The following is a 17564-nucleotide window of genomic DNA, read 5'->3' as shown; positions in this document are numbered from 1 at the left end:
TATTGGTAGAAGATGATGAAGATTTGCGCGACAGCGTGGTGGAATGGCTCGAACTGAATGGCATGCATATCATCGCTGTGCGTAATGCGGCTGAGTTTTATCAGGCTTTGCCAAAATGCGATTTTCAGATAGCCGTGATCGATGTCGGCTTGCCGGATCAGGAGGGTTATGTACTGGCCGAATATGTGCGCGCCAATAGTAATATGGGTATCATTATCCTGACCGCCCGCAGCGCGATAGAAGATAAGCTCAAAGGTTATCACTCTGGCGCAGACCAGTATCTGGTCAAGCCGGTGGACTGCCGCGAACTGTCTGCGGTGATTGGCAGTATCGCCCAGCGCGTACGGAAAACCACCGTAGAGGTACCCGACGTGCCGGATCGGTGGACTATTTTTGCTACGCAATGGGAACTGCGTCTTGCCCAGGATGTTCAGGTCGCACTCAGCCTGAAGGAACTGATGTTTCTCGAATTGCTGGCCAGCAAGCCTGGTCTGCCGGTACAGAAAAAGACGATTCTCACTAAGCTGTATCAGCGCGATGACTACCATAGCGGCCGCTCGCTCGATTCACTGGTGCGTCGCTTGCGTGCAAAAATCGTCAGCCAGACCGGCGTTGATATCCCGATCCGTACCGTGCATTCATTCGGATATTGCTTCGCAGGCGAAATTGCTCTTGTTGACGGCGAGGTCACTGCAAGTGATTAAGCAAGATATATGGATGAGTATGGACATCTGCTATTGCATCAAGCTGAAGGCTGCCGCCTACGCCACCTCACTCACCACATAGCGGTACTTGCCCGAGGCCTCGGCCGCGATCTCGTCGACTTCCTCGATGGCGATGTCGACCTGCGCACCCAGCCTGGCCTGAAAGCCCGTCACGATGGCGCTGCGGGTGGCGTCGTCCAGGCGCGCCACGCAGACCAGCAGCACGCGCGTGCGCAGCAAGCTTTCCTGGATGATCTTGAAGCTGCGCACCTGCGGCAGTTCGCGCACGATGTAGACGAGGGCCAGGCCGTGCATGACGGTGCCGTCAAACGCCGTGAGAAAATCCGTGCTGCGGCCTTCAATCTTTTGCAGCAGGGGCAAACCGCGTCCGCAGGCGCAAGCTTGCGTGCCCAGCGCGCCCACGTCGCCCGTGGCGTAGCGGATGAACGGATAGTCGCGTGTGGCCAGGTGGGTGACGACGATCTCTCCTGTGGCACCAAAGGGCAGCGGCTGGCCCTGGCCATCGACGATTTCCACAATGACGTCTTCTGCCGTGATGTGCATGCCGCCGTCCGGGCATTCGTGGGCGATGAAACCCGCGTCGCGCCCGCCGTAGCCGTTGGCCACGGGGCAGCCGAAGGCGGCAGCGATCTGCGCGCGCTGTTCGTCGTACAGGCGTTCGGCCGTGACGAACGCCACTTTCACGCCCAGGCCGTCGAGCGGCAAGTCGCGCGCGCTGGCATGGCTGGCGATGCGGCACAGGGCCGACGGATAGCCGAACAGCATGCGCGGACGCCAGCGGCGCAATTGCCTGACATAGTCATCGAGGCGTGCGGGCGACATGGCAAAGGCGGGCAGCAGGGTGCTGCGCAACAGGGCATCGCGCAGGCGGCGCAGGCGGTCCTGCGCCTGCAGCTCGATGGGCGAACCCCATAGCACGGCTTCGCGGTCGCCGATATCGACGCCCCACCAGCGCGTGGCGCGCCACTTGGCGGCGATGTCGTGGCTGATCCTGCGCCGTCCCAGGAAAAACTGCAGTGGCTCGCCGCTGGAGCCGCCCGTGGCGAACGGGCGCAAGCCCACGGCGCGGGTGGATTTAAAACTGTCGCGCGCGCCGGCAATATCGCGCTTGCGCAGCAGCGGCAGGCGGGCCAAGTCGGCCAGTTGCCGCACCTGTTCCGGGTCGAAGCCGCAGCTGGAAAATAGCGCGCGGTAGTAGGGAACGTGCTCGCCCGCGTGGCGCAGCAGCGCGCGCAGGCGCGCCAGCTGCCACTGCTGCAGCTGCTGCGCGCTCCACCACTGCGAGCGTTCCAGCCGGCGCAGCAGGCGCGCGCTGTGGTGGCCCTTGAACCATTCATGCAGGGGAAACAGCCAGCGGGCGACGCAGCGCGTGTAGGCGCCCGGGCGCGGCGCGGCGCGGATGCGGCGGTACTGCGCGGCCAGACCGGGCGCGATGCCGGGCCAGCCGAAAGTGGCGGCGTGCGCCAGGCCCGCGGCTGCCTGCGCCTGCGCGCGCGGCGTGTCGCGCAGCAGCGCCACGATGGCCTGCGCCATGGCGGCCGGCTCGCCGGGCGGCACCAGCAGCGCCGTCACGCCGTCCTGCAGCAGGGCGGGGATGCCGCCCACGTTGGTGCTGACGACCGGCACGCCGCAGGCCAGCGCTTCGAGCACGGAAATGGGCATGTTGTCGGCCAGGCTGGGATTGAGGACGATGTCGCTGGCCTGGTACAGCGCCGGCATGGCGGCGTTGTCGACAGTGCCGGCGAAGCGCACGGAGTCCAGAACGCCAAGCGACCTGGCCAGGCGCGCCAGCGCCGCGCGCTGCGGCCCGCCGCCTGCCAGCACCAGGCGCGCCGAGGGAAAGGCCCGTCGCACGAGGGCAAAGGCGCGCACGGCGCTGGCGTTGTCGTACAGATGTTCCAGGTGGCGCGCCACGAGGATGCACGGGCCATCGGCGGGCGCACGCGGCGGCGCCGGCGTAAAGCGCTGCAAGTCCACCACGTTCGGCACGATGTGGGCCGTGTGACCATACTGTTCGAAGATGCCGGCCAGGTAGGCCGAGGGCACGACGATGGCGCTGGCGCGGCGCAGGCTGAACGCCACCAGGCGCGGCGAACGGGCAAAAAAGACGGCCGCTTCGCCGCCCCGGTAGTTGAGCAGGGCCGGCTTGCCTTTCAGGCTGGCGATCCACAATGCCGGTGCCGCGTGCAGATGCCAGGACCAGCCGGAATTGGCCATGATGTGGAATAGGTCGACCGTATTGGCCGTGCGCCACAGGCGCCACAGGTACACGGGCAGGCGCAGCGCCGCGCGCAGGTAGCGGATGCGCGCCAGCCAGGGGGGAACTACTGGGCCGTTGACGGCCAGCAGCTGCACTTGCGCGCCGTCCTCGCGCAGCTTGCGCGCCAGTTGCTGCGTTTGATTGGCCATGCCGCCGGCCGGCGGCGGCAGCGGGCCGACCAGCGCGATGCGCAGGCCCGTGAAGATCATGGCGCCGCTCCCGCTGCCATGCGTGCCGCGGCCACGCGCGCATACACGGGCGCGTAGCGGCCCACGCTGGCGCTCCAGCTGCGCTCCGTCTCGACAAACGCGCGCGCCTGGTGCCGCAGCGCCGGCCAGCTCTCGGGCGCCAGCAGCAGGTTCAATACCGCCTGCGCCAGCGCCTCGGCATCGCCGGCACGAAACAGCATGCCCGTCTTGCCATGGTCGACCAGTTCGCGGTGGCCACCCACGTCGGACGCCACCACGAGGCGGCGCTGCGCCATCGCCTCTAACGGTTTCAAGGGCGTCACCAGCTCCGTCAGGCGCATGGGCAGGCGCGGATACACGCAGATGTCGACCAGCTGATAATACGCGGCCACCTGCGCATGCGGCACTCTGCCCGCGAAGACCACGGCGTGGTCTATGCCCAATTGCGCCACCAGCGTGCGCAGCGCCGTTTCCTGCGGGCCGCCGCCGGCCAGCAGCAGGCGCAGCGCCGGCTGCGCCGTCAACAGGCGCGGCATGGCGCGCAGCAGCAGGGCCAGACCCTCGTAGGCATAGAAGGAGCCGATGAAGCCGATGACAGGACAGCCATCCAGACCCAGGCTGTGCGCCAGCGCGGGATCGGGAGCGCCATCGAAGGCCCCGGCGTCGACGGCATTCGGGATCACCGTGATTTTATGCGCGGGCACGCCGCGCGCGCACAGCTCGCGCCGCAAGCCGTCGCAGATGGTGGTGACGGCGTCGGCGCGGCGCAGCGCAAAGCTTTCCAGCGCGCGCGTGAGCCGGTAGCGCAAGCCGCCGGTCCGGCTGCTGCCATGGTCGGCGGCCGCGTCTTCCCAGAAGGCGCGTACTTCATACACGACGGGGATGCCCAGCGCGCGCCCTGCGCTGAGGGCGGCGATGGCGTTCAGTGCGGGCGAATGCGCATGCAGGATGTCCGGTTGGAGCCGCTGCGCCAGCCGGCGCAGGCGCACGGCCAGGCCGATGATGACGGCCACTTGCCGCAGCACGGGCAGGCGCGCCCACCAGCGGGCAATGGGCGCCGTGCGGTAGAAATGCCAGCCCTCGACCAGCTGCTGCGCGCCATCGACCGGCCCCTGCTTGGCACTGGTGAGCTGCATGGTGTGCCAGCCCAGCGCGCGCTGCTGCCGCAGGATGGCCAGGGTGCGAAAGGTGTAGCCGCTGTGCAGGGGCAGCGAATGGTCGAGGATGTGCAGGATGCGCATGGATTCACTCGATTGCCATGGCCGGCACCTGCGCCGGCGCCTTGCGGCCATCGACGGGCAGCACCTTGCGCAGGAAGGCTTCGAACATCAGCAGCGACCACAGGGGCGCGCTGTAGTCGCGCCGTCCGCTCGCATGTTGCTCGAGCAGCAGGCGCACGTAGTCCATGTCGAACAGGCCGCATTGCGCCAGGGTGGGCCCCAGCAGGCGCTGTTGCAGGCGCTGGCGCAGCGGGCCGCGCAGCCAGTCGGCCAGCGGGACTGAAAAGCCCATCTTCTGGCGGTACAGCAGCGCGTCCGGCAGCAGCGGGCGCAGGGCTTTTTTCAGCAGGTACTTGCCTTCACCGCGCCGCAGCTTGAACTGCGGCGGCAGGCCGGACATCCACGCCACCAGTTCATGGTCGAGCAAGGGCGAACGCACTTCCAGCGCATGCGCCATGCTGGCCCGGTCCACCTTGGTCAGAATGTCGCCGGGCAGGTAGGTTTTCAAGTCGAGGTACTGCACCTGCGACAGCGGATCTTGCGCGGGGCTGGCCAGCGCGTGGCGGCGCAGCACTTCCACGGCGCGGTAGCCGTGCAGGCTGCGGCGCAGCTCGGGGCTGAACAAACGCGCCCGCATGGCGTCGCCCAGCAGGCTGACGCCGTGAAAATACGCGTCCGTCGTGTCGCGCGCCAGGCCCTCGAAGGTGGTCTTGGCGCGCAGGAAACGGGGCGCCCAATCGGCCTTCGGGTACAGCCGCCCCAGGGTGCCGAACAGCGACTGGCGCAGGCCTGCCGGCAGCAATGGGTCCATCGCCTTGCGCACTTTTTCTTCGCGCGTGTGCAGGCGGTAGCGCCGGTAGCCTGCCAGGCTTTCATCGCCGCCATCGCCCGACAGGGCCACCGTGACGCGCTGGCGCGCCAGCTGGCAGACGCGGTAGGTGGGCATGGCGGAACTGTCGGCGAACGGCTCGTCGTACAGATTGGCCAGCAGGTCGATCAGCTCGAAGTCGTCCTGCTCCACCTGGCGCGCATGGTGCGCCGTGGCGTAGCGGCGCGCCACCAGGTCGGCGTAGCGCGCCTCGTTGTACGCCGGGTCGCCGAACGAGATGGAGCAGGTGTTGACGGGCGTGGCGCTCGCGCCGGCCATCAGCGCCACAACGGCGCTGGAATCGACGCCGCCCGACAAAAAGGCCCCCAGCGGCACTTCGGCCACCATGCGGATGCGCACCGCTTCGCGCAGGCGCGCCAGCAGTTCGTCGGCCGCCTGCGCCTCGCTGGCGGGCGGATGCGGCGTGAATGGAATGTCCCAGTAGGATACCGGCGCGGGCAGCGGCTGGCCGGCGCGGATGGAGAGGGTATGCCCGGGCGGCAGCTTGCGCGCGTGCTGGAAGATGCTGCGCGGCTCGGGCACGTAGCCGTAGGCGAAATACTCTTCCACGGCCAACGGGTCGAGCGCGCGCGGCATGGCCGGATGCGCGAGCAGGGCTTTCAGTTCGGAGCCGAACAGCAGGGTGCCGTCCTGCGCCTCGCCGTAATACAGGGGTTTCACGCCCAGGCGGTCGCGCGCCAGGAACAGCAGATGGCGGCGCCGGTCCCACAGGGCGAAGGCGAACATGCCGCGCAGGTGCCGCACGCAGTGTTCTCCCCACTGTTCCCAGGCGTGGACGATGACTTCCGTGTCGCTGCTGGTGCGGAAATGATGGCCGAACTGGCGCAGTTCGGCCATCAGGCTGCGGTAATTATAGATTTCGCCGTTGAAGACGATGGCGATGCTGCGATCGGCGTTGAACAGCGGCTGCTGGCCGCTGGCCAGGTCGATCACCGACAATCGCCGGTGCGCCAGCCCCAGCCCCGGTTCGCGGTACAGTCCCCCATCGTCCGGCCCCCGGTGGCGCAGGCTGTGGTTCATGCGCGCCAAGAGCAGCACGTCGATGTCGCGCTGGCCCTGCAAATCAAAGATGCCGCTGATGCCGCACATGGGAGGCCTTTCAGGGAGTGGTGGACAGGGGAGAGGGCTGGCGCGCGCCCGTCAGGCGGTCGTACACGGCCAGGTAGGCGCCGGCCATGGCGGGCAGGCTGTGCTCGGCCAGCACCTGGCGCCGCGCGCGCGCGCCGTGGCGCGGGCCCAGTTCGGGCATGCTGTAGTAGTCGAGCATGGCGTCGGCCAGCATCTCGGGCGAACCGGACGGCACCAGGGTGCCGCTCCAGCCCGATTGCACCAGTTCCGCATTGCCGCCCACCTGGGTGGCGACGATGGGCAGCCCCGTCGCCATCGCTTCGAGGATGGTGTTCGAGCTGCCTTCGGCCAGCGAGGGCAGCACGAACAGGTCCATGGCGCGCAGCAACTGCGCCACGTCGTCGCGCGCGCCGGGCAGCCAGGCAAGATGGGCCACGCCGGCCTGCTGCAGCAGGGTCAGGCAGGCCTGGCGGCACGCTCCGTCGCCCACGATGATCAGGCGCAGGCGCGTGCGGGCGCCTGGCTGTTCCAGCAGCAGCAGGAACGCTTGCACCAGCGAGGCATGGTCCTTGACGGGGGCCATGCGGCCCACGCTGCCGATGACGAAGGTGCCGTTGCCCAGGAAGCCGGGCGGCCCCACGGCGGCTGGCGGCCCCAGGCGCGGATGGAATTGCACGCTGTCGACGCCATTGCCGATGTGCGATACCTGCGCGGGCGCCGCGCCGATGGCGTCCACCAGCCATGTTCCCAGGTCGGCGCTGACGGCGATGAAGTGCTGCACCAGCGGCAGCATGCATTTGCGCAGCAGCCGGTACTTGCGGCGGGTGCCGTACAAGTCGCTCATGTCGCGCCCGTGTTCGCCATGCACGCGCAGGCGCACGCCGGCCAGGCAGGCCAGCAGTTGCGCTTCGAGGCAGCCCAGGTTGCGCGTATGCACGAGTGCCGGGCGCAGCTGTTTCAGTACGCGGTACAGGTGCAGATAGTGGCACCAGTCCTTGCCTTCGCGCTTGTCCAGGCTGATGACATCGACACCAGGCGCGGTCAGACGCTGGCGAAACGCGGTGGCGTTCTTCAGGCAGACGATGGCGTGCCGGTAGCGTTCCGGCGGCAAATGGTTGATCAGGTTGACCAGGCCGTTTTCCAGCCCGCCCACGTCGAGCTGGTGGATCACGTGCACGATCAGGGGGGCGGCGCTGGCCGCTTCCATGCCGCCGGTATCGAGGTCAAGGGCCATACGGCAGCTCCTGCAAGCGTTGTTCGATGACGGGCAGTGCCGCCTGGACGAACGCTTGCAGGCGCATGCGCGGTGGCGGCGCCAGCTCGTCGTAGGCGGCAAAGACGATGATGTCGGCACCATCCTGACGCATGCCCAGCAGTTTGGCTTGCGCCAGCAGCAGTTTTACCAGCACGGGCCGCGCCGTGATGATGCCGCCCTGGCGGTAGACGCGCCATACCAGCAGGCGTTCGCCGCCGTGCCCCAGCACGCTTTCGCGCACGTCCAGGGCGCCGCCGGCCAGGCTGACATGCTGCACGCGCTGCGCCAGCGGCATCCAGCGCGCGCCATACGGCAAGGCCTGGTGCGTCAGCAGTTCGGCATCGCGCGCCTGGCGCGCATACCAGTGCAGCTGCAAGCCGACCGGCGCGCCGTCGTCACCCTGGTGCGCATACGTGGCGGCAAACCGCGCGGGCGCGCCCGCATATGGCGCCTGCCAGGCGAGTGCAACATCATGCAGGCGCCGCCAGGCGGGTGGATCGGGCAAGGCCAGCACAACGGGGTAGCCGGGCGCTGCGGCGTCGTCGTGGCGATGGCTGGCCAGCGCCGGCCACAGCGATGCCAGCAGCAGGAAGGCCACGCTGGCGCGGATGACAGCGCGCATGCCGGCCGTGCCAGCGCCAGGGTATACGGATGGCACGATGCGTGGGGGCGGCAACTCGCGCCAGCGCGCGGCCAGCCAGAACAGCAGCAGCACCACCACGCCGAAGAACAGCCAGCCATAGATCAGGTGGTCGACGCCCACGGCCAGGCGCATATTGCTCAGGTGACCCAGCATCACGATCAGGTAGGCGCGCACGCCATTGGCCACGATGGGCACCAGCAGGGCGGCGACCATGACAGCCAAACGTCGCCCCATGCTGTGGAAGTGCACATGGGCGTACAGGGCGCCCAGGGCCAGCGCGGCAATCAGGTAGCGCAAGCCGCTGCACGCTTCCACCACCGACCAGTTACCGGTAGGCAGCGAGAAATGGCTGCCATCGCGAAACACGGGCACGCCCGTCCATTGCAGCGCCGTCACCGTGAAGGCGGCCGTGAAGTCGATCAGGGGTTCCAGAAAGACTTCGCCAAACGGCACGGCGAGAAACAGGTACGCCAGCGGGAAGGCCAGCAGGCGCACGGCCGACCAACCCAGGATGGCCAGCACGCAGGCGGGCAGCATCGCGGTGGCTGCGTATTGTTCTACCACCGGCACGTTGGCGGCGTCGGCCAGCAGCCAGGCCAGGCCCAGCGCCCCCAGCAGCAGCAAGCCTTGCCGCGATGGCTGGGGCGCCAGCGCGGCAAGGCGGGAGCACTGGCGCCAGGCCAGCCAGCAACTGATGGGAACAATCAGGAAACCGTGCGCGAAGGTCTGCGAGCGCGACCACAATTCCACCATCGACCAGAACGTGGCGTGGTACAGCAGCACGACGGCGGCCAGGGCCAGCAGCAGGGCCGCCAGGGCGGCATGGCGCCGGTGCTCGCCATGCGGCAGGACGGCCGTGTCCGGCAAGCGTGCCGCCTGGTCGAGCAATAGACTCATGTGGATATCTCCCCCACGGGCTGTGTTGGCCCGGCGACGCCGTTGCAGGCCGCCTCCACCTCGGCAGGCAGGCCCAGCATGGTGCCCAGGCTGCGCAGATTGCGTTCCCAGTCGTAATCTTGCAAGAGCAGCTGGCGCGCAGCCGCGCCGATGGCCGCGCCGCCATGCGCGTTGCGCAGTACGCGCGCGGCATGGTGGATGAATTCGGCGTCGTCGCGCGCCAGCAGCAGTTCCAGGCCCGGCTGGGCGGCGATACCTTCCAGTGCCTGCGGCGTGGCCAGCACGATCTTGCCCATCGCCATCGCTTCCAGCACCTTGTTTTGCACGCCGCGGGCGATGCGCAGGGGCGCCACGGCCAGCGCCGCGCCGGCCAGGTAGGGCCGGATGTCGGCCACCTTGCCCGTCACCACCACGCCGGCAACCCTGGCCAGCGCCGTCACGGCGGCCACGGGCGCGCTGCCGACGATATAGAACTGCAGCTGGGGAAACTGGCACCGTAGCGCGGGCCAGACGTGGCGCACGAACCATTGCACGGCGTCGATGTTCGGCCAGTAATCCATGGCGCCCGTAAACACCAGTGCCTGCACGCCGGGTGGATACACGCCGGGCTGGGTCGGCATGGGCCTGAAATACACCGTGTCGACGCCATTGTTGACATGGCCCGTCTTGCGCCGCGCCATCGGTGCGCACTGGCGGAACAGGGCCGCTTCGGCCGGCGAGACGAAGCTGGCGGCCGTGAACTGCTGGGCGATATGGCGCTCGTACTGCAGCAGCAGCTGCGCTTCGCGCCGGTACAGCAGCGACATGGGCCAGGGTTTGCTGTCGCCGTACTGGCGCCATTTATCGGAGTCGACATCGACGAAATCGATCACGCGGTGCAGGTCGCGGCCCGCGCTGCCGTCGATGTATTGCGCCATGGGCCCGGAAAAGGCCAGCGCGTGGCGCACCTTGCCGCCCGATAGCACGCCATCGACCCATTGCAGCAGGCGCGCATCGCGGTAGTAATGCACGCTCATGGCTTGCTGCGACAGCAGCGCCCGCATGGCGCGCCAGCGGGCCGCGCCGCGCCGCAAGTCGATGAAGCGCGTGCTGGCGCACAGGGCGGCCACGGTTTTTGCATGCTGCCAGTCGTCGTCATCGTCGATGAAGCAACCGAGGTGCACGCGGAAATGCCGGCTCAGGTACTGCAGCATGTGCCACGAGCGTATCTTGTCGCCCTTGTTGGGTGGATACGGCAAGCGGTGGACGAGGAAGAGCAGTTCACGCATAGTGTGTCCATCTCCAGTTGCTTAGGCCAGTTGCCGCACGATGTGCGGCCCCAGCAGGTTGGCCAGCGGCAGCGGCAGGCGGCGCCAGGCGCGGATGAACAGCGCATACCTGGGATTGAGCGGGTTGACTTCCGGCAAGGCCGTGGCGCGCACCAGTTGGTAGGCATACGGCAGCGGCTGCGGCGTAAAACCCCAGTTCTTCTTGAAGTCGAAGGCCCCTGTGCCCATTTTGCTGCGGCCGAAATCGAACAGGCGGCAGCCGCGTTCGCAGGCGCGGCGCATCGCTTCCCAGTACATGAAGTCGTTGGCACCCGTGCTGCGCGCCAGCGGCGTGCCGCCGCCGTAATACGGCAGCACTTCATCGCGGAAATAGAACAGCAGCACGCTGGCTTGCGCCTGCCGGCCGTGATACACGGTGAGGATGTCGCAATCGGTGCCGAAGACCGTGCGCAGCAGGGAAAAATGGCGGCGCGCGAAGACGGGCGTGCCCAGCCGGTGCACGCTGGCCGCGTAGATCGGATAGAAACGCGCGAGGTCATGCTCGACGGCGCTGTGCAGGCCGCCCGCCATGGCCTTGCGCACGACGGCACGCTGCTTGCGCGGTATCGCCAGCAGATTCTGTTCGGCATCGGCGGACAGGAGGCGGCGGAAGGTTGCGTACAGGGGTTTCTGCAGCCAGCACGCATCTGCGCTCTGCTGCGCATTGTCCGCCACCTCGCGCCAGCGGTATTCCAGGTGCCCCACGCCGAGGCGCCGCGCCAGCGCCTGCGCGGCGTCGTCGAGGGCCAGTCGGATGGCCGCGCTGCCGCCGGCGATGCCGCCGTACACGCAAAACGGCAGCGAGACGAGGGACGCGCCGAACAAACGGCTGCGCACATGCGCCAGCGGCAGCACGCCGGCGATGCGCCCGTCCTGTTCCGCGTACAGGAAATGGCTGTCGTGGCGGAAACCTTGTTCCATGATGGTTTGCCAGCCGGCGCGATGAAAGAACGTCGCTTCGGGACAGGCCTCGACAAAGGCATCCCAGCGCGCATGCTCGCGCGCCTGCAGCGAGCGCACGGCAATGGCGGCGCTGGACGGTGCCGGGGAGGGAGGAAGGCTGGCCTCGTGCATCATGTGCTTTCCAGAAAAATACGGTCCATGCGGTCCCAGGTGAAGTCGCCCGTCAGGCGTGCCAGCCGCGCTTCCATGCGCCCCAGGTTCAGATAGTGGCGAAAGCGCGTCTTCGCGCTCAGGCCGGTCGGGCGCGGCTGGCCGGGATCAAGTTCCCAGGGATGAAAATAGAATATGCCAGCTTGCCCGTCGCGCGAATTGATGCGCCGCAAAAGCCAGCGCGACAGCGCATACGGCATCAGGCGAAAATAGCCACCGCCGCCGGCCGGCACGTTGCGTCCGCGCAGGCGCACGGTGCTGACGGGCAGTTCCAGTACGCCCTGCGGCCCCCGTGGACGCCAGGCGAAGCGGGGCGAATCGGGCATGCCGTAGTGGTCGTGGCGGATCGGGTAGATGCTGGAACTGTAGCGGTAGCCCGCTTCCTGCAGCACGTCGAAGGCCCACAGATTGGCCGCGCCGATGGAAAAGCTGGGCGCCCGGTAGCCGTGCACGGCCAGCCCCGTCAATTGCTCCAGGATGGTCTTGCTGTGGCGCACATCGTCGGCGAACTGCGCGGCCGACTGCTCGCAGGCGCGCAGGTGCGCATAGCCGTGGCTGGCCACTTCATGCCCGGCGTCGGCCACGCGGCGCAGCATGGCCGGATAGCGCTCGGCGATCCAGCCTAATGTAAAAAAAGTGGCGTGGATGCGGCGCTCTGCCAGCAGCAGCAGGATGCGCTCGATATTCGCCTCGACCCGGCATTCCAGGTGCGCCCAGTCGGCGCGCGCGATGTGGGGCGCAAAGGCGGACACCTGGAAATAATCTTCCACGTCGATGGTCAGGGCGTTGCGTAGTATGGCTGGCGGCGTCATGGCGTGCCCCGGAGCGCCGCCAGCCAGGGCGCGACGACGGCGGCGATGCGTTCGGCTGCATGGCCATCCCACAGGGGCGGAATGCGGCCCCGCTTGCCACCCGTCTCCAGGATGGCGCGCGCCAGCGCCAGGATGGCTGCCGGGTCCGTGCCGGCCAGGGTATTCGTGCCGTCGCTGACGGTGACGGGCCGCTCCGTATTGGCGCGCAGGGTCAGACAGGGCACGCCCAGGGCCGTGCTTTCTTCCTGGATGCCGCCCGAATCGGTCAGCACCAGGCGCGCGCCCTGCATCAGGCCCAGCATTTCCAGGTAGCCCAGCGGCGGCAGGCAGACGATGGCATGTCGCGCCAGCAATGGTTCCATGCCAGCCAGGCGCAGGCCGGCCAAGGTGCGCGGGTGGATGGGAAACAGCAGCGGCAGCTGGCATGACAGCTGCCCCAGCGCCCGCAACAGCGCTTCCAGCTGCACCGGGTCATCCACGTTCGATGGCCGGTGCAGGGTCACGATTCCATACACGGCCGGGCAGGCGTGGCCGTGGGCGCGCAGGGTGGCGGCGGGCGGAACGGCGCGTGGCAACTGCTGCCGCAGGCTGTCGATCATGACGTTGCCCGTGAAGTGGATGCGCTCGGGCGCGATGCCTTCGTGCAGCAGATTGGCGCGCGCGCCTTCTTCGCTCGTCAGCAGCAGGCTAGCCAATTGATCCGTCAGCACGCGGTTGATTTCCTCGGGCATGCGCCGGTCGCCGCTGCGCAAGCCCGCCTCGACATGGATCACGGGCGTGCCGCGCTTGGCCGCCACCAGGGCGCAAGCCAGCGTGGAATTGACGTCGCCTACCACCAGCACGCAATCGGGCGCCAGCGGCGGATGGGCGTCGAGCACGGCATCGAAGCGGCGCATGATCTCGGCCGTCTGCTGCGCGTGATTGCCGGAGCCGACGTCGAGGGCGATGTCGGGCGCGCGCAGGTCCAGGTCGGTGAACAGCTGGCCGTTCATGGCCGTGTCGTAATGTTGCCCAGTATGCAATAATGTCACGCGCACGGCGGGCGCCTGGCTGGCCAGGGCGGCCAGGATGGGCGCCATTTTCATGAGGTTGGGGCGCGCGGCTACCACGCACAGCAGGTGCGTCGGCGCGGCGGACGGAAGCGAACGATGGGACATGCTGGACATGCTGCTGCCTCCTTAGAATTGCATGGTCAGCGTGGCGCTGACGCCGTTTTCGCGGTAGTCGCCGCCCCGGTTGCTGGTGTGCCGCATGTGCCGCACGTCGATGCTGGCCGTCATGTTCGGCTGCAGGATGCGCGTGTAGCCCGCCGTCACGGTGATGTTGTTGTCGCGCCGGGGCACGCTCAGCGAGCGCACGCTGGCGTAGCCGGCATTGACATTCATGCTGGTGCGCGAACTGGCTTGCCAGCTCCAGCCCAGGTTGCTGCCGACCTGGCGCGTGCGCTCTTCGCTGCCGAACTCCATGCCGGGCAGCAAGGGGCTCTCGATGCCGCTGGCCGTTTGCGCCGTGCGGTCGACGGCCGTGATGCCAACCACCATCGTGCTTTTCGCCGTGGCGCGCGCCATCGTCAGCTGCAGCTGTTTTTGCAGGAAATAGCGGTGACTGAAGTAATTGATGGCGCCCCGTTCGGGCCCCAGCTTGTTGGCGTAGCGCAGGAAGGCATTGATGCGCAAGCGCCTGTCGCGCGCATTGGGAAAGATGGCGCGCCATAATTGATCGAGCAACTGGCCCGCGTCGCGGTCGCTCAGGCGCGCAAACTGCGTGGGCAGGGTGGTGACGTTTTCGCTGTAGCTCAATTGCCAGTTGGTATGGCGCTGCAGGAAATTTGCATCCAGGCTATAGGTATTGCCAAAAAAGCGCTTGCCCGTGCTGAAGGCCACGCTGGTGCGCGGCGACGGCGTCCATATGCCGCCCAGCGACCAGAAGCGGCCTTCCGGCGCCTTGCCGTTGCTTGACATATAGCCTTCCTTTTCCGTGCCGCCGCTGGCCGTGGCCGCCCATTTCCTGCCGAACGGATAGCGCAGGCCCATGCTGCTGCGCTGCATGCGCACGGGCGCCAGCTTGCTGTCCTGCGTGCGGCGCACGTCGTGACTGGCGTTCCAGGTCCAGCCGCTGCCGCGCGGCTCGCCGCTGAGCAGCAATTCCATTTCATCGCTGTGTACGGACAGCAATTCGCCGCTGTCGAGCATATTGCGCGTGTAGCGCAGCTCGGCCGTGGCCAGGCCGCGGAAGCGGTGGCGTAGGTAGGGGCTGATGCCGGTGGTGCGCACCGTGCTGGCATTGTCCGTGTCGGGCAGCTCGGCTATCAGTTGCGGGCCGAACGGCGAGATGTTGCGCCGGCTCACGCTGGCGTTGGCATCGATGAAGAACCAGTCCTGCACCAGTTCGGCGTCGGCCGCAGCGCGCAAGTCGTGGTTATCGCTATTGCCGCGCTGCCCCGAGAGGAATTTGTGCCAGCTGTAATCGAGGTCCACGCGCAGGCGCGGGCCCGTGCCGATGAGAGCGATGGCGGGCGCGATTTCCGTGATGAAGTCCGATTGCGCCTTGCCGGGTGGCGCGCGCAGCGCATTGTCCGTATAGCTTACACGCTGGCGCAGCGAGGGTTTCACCAGCCAGTCGACGGCAAAGGCCGGCATGGGCAGCAGCAAGGGCAGCAACGGTAGCAGCGGCAGCGCCGGCGGCGTGCGGCGGCTAGTCGTAATAGCCATAGCCGTAGTAGTCGTTGCCGGGGAACGATTTGGTCTTGTTGTAGATCAAATGTATGTGTTCGCACGAGTCGATCTGGCGCAGCGCTTCCTTGACGGCGTGCTGGGTCGTCGTTTCCGCCTCGACCACCATCACCACCTGGCCCATCTGTCCCACCAGCGCGTGCGCTTCGCTGGTGATCAAGAGAGGCGGCGAATCGAAGACGACGACGCGGTCGGCGTAGCGGCTGGCGATCTCGGCCAGCAGCCGGCTCATGGCCCGGCTGGCCAGCAATTCCGTCGCATGCTTGTTGCTGCGCCCGGCGGGCAGGATGCGCAGATTGGCCACGTTGGTTTTCAGGATCACGTCCGCCATGGACAGCTGCGGATCGAGCAGCACGTCCATCAGCCCCGGCTCGGGCGACAGGCCCAGCACTTTCAGCACGGACGGGCGCGCCACGTCGGCATCGACCAGCAGCACCGTGATATCCATTTCCATGGCGATGCTCATGGCCAGGTTGACGGCGCAATACGTCTTGCCTTCGCCAGGCATGGCGCTGGTGACGACGATCAGGTTGCCATGGCGGATGGCCTCGGCGCCGGTGGCGCGCGCCTGGCGCAGCAGCGGGCGCTTGATGATGCGGAAATCTTCGGCCACCGAACTGCGCCCGCCTTCCTGCGTGAGCATGCCTTGCTCCGCCAGCCGGGCCAGGTTCAGAGTGCGGTACTGGGGGTTGCCGGCCGCCGCCAGGGTGTCCGCGCCGTCTGCGCCATCGGCGCTGTCCGTTGCGTACGGCACGGGGGCTTCGGCTACGCCCAGGATGAGGGGATCCTGCCTGCCGCTGTCCTTGGTGCTGCGCTCCTTGCTGGTCATCGTTGCTCCCGTGGCGTGGTCTAGAATTTGAGCAGCGCAGCCGTCATGACCCCGCCGTACAGCAGAAACAGGCTGCCCAGGCAGCCGGCAAAGCCATAGCGGGCGCGGCGGCGGCGCACCTGCTGCAGCGGCGTCCAGTTCATCGATACCGTACCCAGGACGTTCAAGCCCGTGGCATCGCGCAGTTCGGCGGGGCTGAGGAAGGTGGGGCGCACCTGGCTGATCAAGAGGGCCGTGGCGATACCGGCCACCAGGGCCGCGCCCAGCGCCGCACTGAACAGCAGCGGACGGTTCGGGCCGACGGGCGCATATTGCACCGTGGGCGGGTCGATGATCTTGAAGGCCATCATCTCGGTGGTGGAACTGAGTTCGCCCGACAGCTTGGCCGCTTCGCGCCGGCCGATCAGCTTTTCATAGTTTTCCTTGTTGATGATGTAGTCGCGGTTCAGTTGCGCCAGCTGCGATTCCACCTCGGGCACGGCATTGCTTTGCGCCAGCAGGCGCTCATTGCGCGCGTTGTATTCCTGCACGCGGGCGCGGATGGCGGCCACCTTGGCGTCCGCGTCCGTCAGCGCCACTTTCAGTTGCTGCAGCATGGGGCTGTAGTTCTTGCCCGGGTCGCCGGATGCCGTTTTCAGCTTGCTTTCCTCGATCTTGCGCTCTTCCAGTTGGGCAATGAGGCGCTTCGAGGCGATAATGTCGGGATGCAATTCCGTAAATTGCATGCGCAGGCTGTCGAGATTCTTGTTGAGTGAGGCGATGCGCTCGTCGAGTTCCGGATTCGTGATGGCCGACGCGTTCGGCTCCAGGTCGAGCACCGGCTCGTCGCCCTCGATCTGGCTCAGGATGGCCTTGCGCGATTGTTCCGCCTCGACCAGTTCCAGTTTGGCATTGTTCAGGCTATCGGACGACATCAGCAGCTGGCTGCCATAGTCGATGCCCTGGCGCGGCAGCAGCAGGTTGTTGCGGATCTTGAATTCCTTCACCAGGTTTTCCGCCGCGCTCAGCTTATCCTCGTAGTTCTTGATCTGCTCGTCGATGAATTGCACGGCTTTCTGCGAATCGCCTTTTTTTCCCTGGAAACTGCCTTCGACAAAGATGGTCAGCAGGCTTTGCACCACATCGCGCACCAGCTTCGGGTCGCGCCCGCTGTAGCTGATGGTGTAGATGTCGTAGGCGTTGGTGCCGGTGATCTTGATGCGGCTCATCAGCTCATCGAGCCGGGCTTCGTGTTCGCGCACGGTCTTCGAATCGAGGTCGAGGTCGACCATGCGCATGACGCGCTCCACGTTCGGGCGGCTGAGCAGGGTGCGGCTCATGATGGCCACCTGCTGTTCCGTGTTCGGCACGCTGGTCATGCCGGCCAACAGCGGTTTGAGGATGGTTTGCGTATCGACAAACACGCGCGCCGACGTCTGGAAGTTGTCGGGTAGCGTAATCACCCTGATGAAGCCGACGATCGCCACCAGCCACGCCACCAGCACCGCATGCCAGCGGTACTTCCAGATGCCTTTCAGGCTGGAAAGCAGTTGCTGTATCAATTGCTCCATGTCGCTTCCTTCTGGTGACGGTGCTGCACGGTCGATGGCTGGGCGGCGCGGACAACGGCGTCTTGCAAGGAATGCT

13 protein-coding genes are annotated in these 17564 nt (G+C 67.0%); 1 reads left to right on the top strand and 12 read right to left on the bottom strand.

Annotated elements, in window-relative coordinates; genetic code table 11:
• The first annotated feature begins 2 nt into the window (after positions 1 to 2).
• Positions 3 to 704 carry a response regulator transcription factor gene (locus tag ACQ4WN_RS17590; protein ID WP_436552709.1) on the top strand — a complete coding sequence of 234 codons (702 nt, stop codon included), beginning with the start codon at positions 3 to 5 and terminating at the stop codon, positions 702 to 704.
• 57 nt (positions 705 to 761) lie between these two features.
• Here ACQ4WN_RS17590 and ACQ4WN_RS17585 read toward each other — a convergent pair whose 3' ends face one another.
• The 12 genes from ACQ4WN_RS17585 to ACQ4WN_RS17530 are packed head-to-tail and all read right to left on the bottom strand — an operon-like array spanning position 762 to position 17488.
• Positions 762 to 3194: a glycosyltransferase gene (locus ACQ4WN_RS17585; RefSeq protein WP_436552708.1), complete on the bottom strand. Its 2433-nt coding sequence runs from the start codon at positions 3192 to 3194 to the stop codon at positions 762 to 764.
• Positions 3191 to 4414, bottom strand: coding sequence for a TIGR04063 family PEP-CTERM/XrtA system glycosyltransferase (locus tag ACQ4WN_RS17580; RefSeq protein ID WP_436552707.1), 1224 nt, complete (start codon positions 4412 to 4414; stop codon positions 3191 to 3193). Before ACQ4WN_RS17580 ends, ACQ4WN_RS17585 begins: the two co-directional genes overlap by 4 nt.
• 4 nt (positions 4415 to 4418) lie before the next feature.
• Positions 4419 to 6371, bottom strand: coding sequence for an XrtA/PEP-CTERM system amidotransferase (locus ACQ4WN_RS17575; protein ID WP_436552706.1), 1953 nt, complete (start codon positions 6369 to 6371; stop codon positions 4419 to 4421).
• Between the two features lie 10 nt (positions 6372 to 6381).
• Positions 6382 to 7584, bottom strand: coding sequence for a TIGR03088 family PEP-CTERM/XrtA system glycosyltransferase (locus ACQ4WN_RS17570; RefSeq protein ID WP_436552705.1), 1203 nt, complete (start codon positions 7582 to 7584; stop codon positions 6382 to 6384).
• Positions 7574 to 9145: an exosortase A gene (gene xrtA, locus ACQ4WN_RS17565; RefSeq protein ID WP_436552704.1), complete on the bottom strand. Its 1572-nt coding sequence runs from the start codon at positions 9143 to 9145 to the stop codon at positions 7574 to 7576. The genes ACQ4WN_RS17570 and xrtA overlap by 11 nt, the downstream gene beginning before the upstream one ends.
• Positions 9142 to 10413: a TIGR03087 family PEP-CTERM/XrtA system glycosyltransferase gene (locus ACQ4WN_RS17560; RefSeq protein WP_436552703.1), complete on the bottom strand. Its 1272-nt coding sequence runs from the start codon at positions 10411 to 10413 to the stop codon at positions 9142 to 9144. Before ACQ4WN_RS17560 ends, xrtA begins: the two co-directional genes overlap by 4 nt.
• Before the next feature lie 21 nt (positions 10414 to 10434).
• A complete protein-coding gene (locus ACQ4WN_RS17555) occupies positions 10435 to 11526 on the bottom strand; it encodes a FemAB family XrtA/PEP-CTERM system-associated protein (protein WP_436552751.1) in 1092 nt (363 codons plus the stop codon).
• Complete coding sequence (locus ACQ4WN_RS17550; RefSeq protein ID WP_436552702.1) at positions 11526 to 12377, bottom strand: XrtA system polysaccharide deacetylase; 852 nt, start codon at positions 12375 to 12377, stop codon at positions 11526 to 11528. Before ACQ4WN_RS17550 ends, ACQ4WN_RS17555 begins: the two co-directional genes overlap by 1 nt.
• A complete protein-coding gene (gene wecB, locus ACQ4WN_RS17545) occupies positions 12374 to 13534 on the bottom strand; it encodes a non-hydrolyzing UDP-N-acetylglucosamine 2-epimerase (RefSeq protein WP_436552750.1) in 1161 nt (386 codons plus the stop codon). The genes ACQ4WN_RS17550 and wecB overlap by 4 nt, the downstream gene beginning before the upstream one ends.
• A 21-nt stretch (positions 13535 to 13555) precedes the next feature.
• Complete coding sequence (locus ACQ4WN_RS17540; RefSeq protein ID WP_436552701.1) at positions 13556 to 15088, bottom strand: TIGR03016 family PEP-CTERM system-associated outer membrane protein; 1533 nt, start codon at positions 15086 to 15088, stop codon at positions 13556 to 13558.
• On the bottom strand, positions 15072 to 15938 hold the full coding sequence (locus tag ACQ4WN_RS17535) for an XrtA-associated tyrosine autokinase (protein ID WP_436552700.1): 867 nt from the start codon (positions 15936 to 15938) through the stop codon (positions 15072 to 15074). The genes ACQ4WN_RS17540 and ACQ4WN_RS17535 overlap by 17 nt, the downstream gene beginning before the upstream one ends.
• A 20-nt stretch (positions 15939 to 15958) precedes the next feature.
• Positions 15959 to 17488: an XrtA system polysaccharide chain length determinant gene (locus tag ACQ4WN_RS17530; RefSeq protein WP_436552699.1), complete on the bottom strand. Its 1530-nt coding sequence runs from the start codon at positions 17486 to 17488 to the stop codon at positions 15959 to 15961.
• Positions 17489 to 17564 lie beyond the last annotated feature (76 nt).

The organism is Janthinobacterium pasteuri (assembly GCF_051380775.1).
Lineage (GTDB): Bacteria > Pseudomonadota > Gammaproteobacteria > Burkholderiales > Burkholderiaceae_D > Janthinobacterium.
This window is presented reverse-complemented; position numbering and strand designations above follow the sequence as displayed.

Bases quoted from the DNA above. Each gene is read 5' to 3' on its own strand.
- ACQ4WN_RS17540 (WP_436552701.1), bottom strand. From the start codon at position 15,088: ATGGCTATTACGACTAGCCGCCGCACGCCGCCGGCGCTGCCGCTGCTA.
- xrtA (WP_436552704.1), bottom strand. From the start codon at position 9,145: ATGAGTCTATTGCTCGACCAGGCGGCACGCTTGCCGGACACGGCCGTC.
- ACQ4WN_RS17550 (WP_436552702.1), bottom strand. From the start codon at position 12,377: ATGACGCCGCCAGCCATACTACGCAACGCCCTGACCATCGACGTGGAA.
- ACQ4WN_RS17555 (WP_436552751.1), bottom strand. From the start codon at position 11,526: ATGCACGAGGCCAGCCTTCCTCCCTCCCCGGCACCGTCCAGCGCCGCC.
- ACQ4WN_RS17535 (WP_436552700.1), bottom strand. From the start codon at position 15,938: ATGACCAGCAAGGAGCGCAGCACCAAGGACAGCGGCAGGCAGGATCCC.
- ACQ4WN_RS17570 (WP_436552705.1), bottom strand. From the start codon at position 7,584: ATGGCCCTTGACCTCGATACCGGCGGCATGGAAGCGGCCAGCGCCGCC.
- ACQ4WN_RS17530 (WP_436552699.1), bottom strand. From the start codon at position 17,488: ATGGAGCAATTGATACAGCAACTGCTTTCCAGCCTGAAAGGCATCTGG.
- ACQ4WN_RS17560 (WP_436552703.1), bottom strand. From the start codon at position 10,413: ATGCGTGAACTGCTCTTCCTCGTCCACCGCTTGCCGTATCCACCCAAC.
- ACQ4WN_RS17585 (WP_436552708.1), bottom strand. From the start codon at position 3,194: ATGATCTTCACGGGCCTGCGCATCGCGCTGGTCGGCCCGCTGCCGCCG.
- wecB (WP_436552750.1), bottom strand. From the start codon at position 13,534: ATGTCCCATCGTTCGCTTCCGTCCGCCGCGCCGACGCACCTGCTGTGC.
- ACQ4WN_RS17580 (WP_436552707.1), bottom strand. From the start codon at position 4,414: ATGCGCATCCTGCACATCCTCGACCATTCGCTGCCCCTGCACAGCGGC.
- ACQ4WN_RS17575 (WP_436552706.1), bottom strand. From the start codon at position 6,371: ATGTGCGGCATCAGCGGCATCTTTGATTTGCAGGGCCAGCGCGACATC.